Annotated in this window: 1 protein-coding gene; it reads right to left on the reverse strand. The window is 55.3% G+C overall.

Translation table 11 applies throughout. The features are described from left to right. Positions 1-688 precede the first annotated feature (688 nt). On the reverse strand, positions 689-1,163 hold a 475-nt coding region (locus AC1DUU_RS32580; RefSeq protein ID WP_476787413.1), incomplete at its 5' end, for a hypothetical protein.

Raw genomic sequence — 1,163 nt, forward strand, 5'->3', positions numbered from 1 at the left:
GCGCAGTTCGCAGAGCTCTACGAACAAGCTGACAAGCTACTTTACGACGCCAAATCTTCTGGCCGTAATCGAACCAAATCTGTATTGGCTCAAGGCTCGAAGAATGATGCATATCCAGTCTTTGATACTGCGGCTATAGCCTGAACGATCCGCTGCTGCGCTGCCGGCTGAAGCACTATTGGACAAGGGTATGGCAGCTTGCTGCCAATYTCCAACAAATACCGGGCCGACCGCTTCCGGCCCGCTGCGGCCATCCCCCAGAGTCGGTTCTCTCAACACGATCCGGCCGAGCATTTCGGTACGCGCTTATTGCGTGCGGCCGCCGCCGACGGTGGTTCGGACGCCCTGTTTGACGCACCGTCATACCCTCGGGGGGTACAAAGGCCGTAGAGGAGGGTCGGCGGCATACCAATATACCCGATCCCAATGTCGAGAAAATCATGCTGGATCGCCGGTCGGCTGCGGGCATGTGCGTGCGGCAGCGATTCCGAGATGTTACCTTATTTGGATATTCGCTATGCGAATGTCTTCTGGCGCGCAGACCAGATCGAGGCAGCGCGCTGGCCCGAGAGGCGTCTGATTTACGATTGTGCTCGAGATCTTGAGACCGCCATTGACCTGTAGTGTCTCTTTCCATTGCCTGGTGCCGGGACGGCGGAGGCGGAAGAAGCCATTGGCGGCGCACGGGTCATCCGGATTGATCGGGGCCGCAGCATGCCGATCGGGAACCCGGCCCGCGTAAAGGCGGAGCAATTGCTGGGCCACGAGAAACATCACGAACACTTGCCGTTGCTGTGGCTGGTTGGAGTTTGCGTAAGCGTTGGGCCTCAGTAGGCCCGCTGATGAATGCAGACCGGCGGCCGTGCAGTAGATCGCACAGAAACGCCTGCCTGCGCGCAAGTGTCTCCCGCCGAAGGTGTATTGCTACCGAAGACGCGGCAAGTCCAGCTGCTTTGTCTGCGCTTTTTGTTGTGCCCTTGGGCGAATTTCCGGAGCTTTTGATGGCGGACGCAAACTCGTGAACAAGTCTCAGTGAAGGCAAAAATTCTGACCATCTTCCGTTGCCAGCATATTTGGAAATGATATATACTGTTATATCTATTTGATTTATCTTTTGATAATTTTCGCGTTTGTCAAAGTAGTATTCGGTATCTTGATAATAT

This window comes from Aminobacter sp. P4_H6_2, assembly GCF_056400805.1.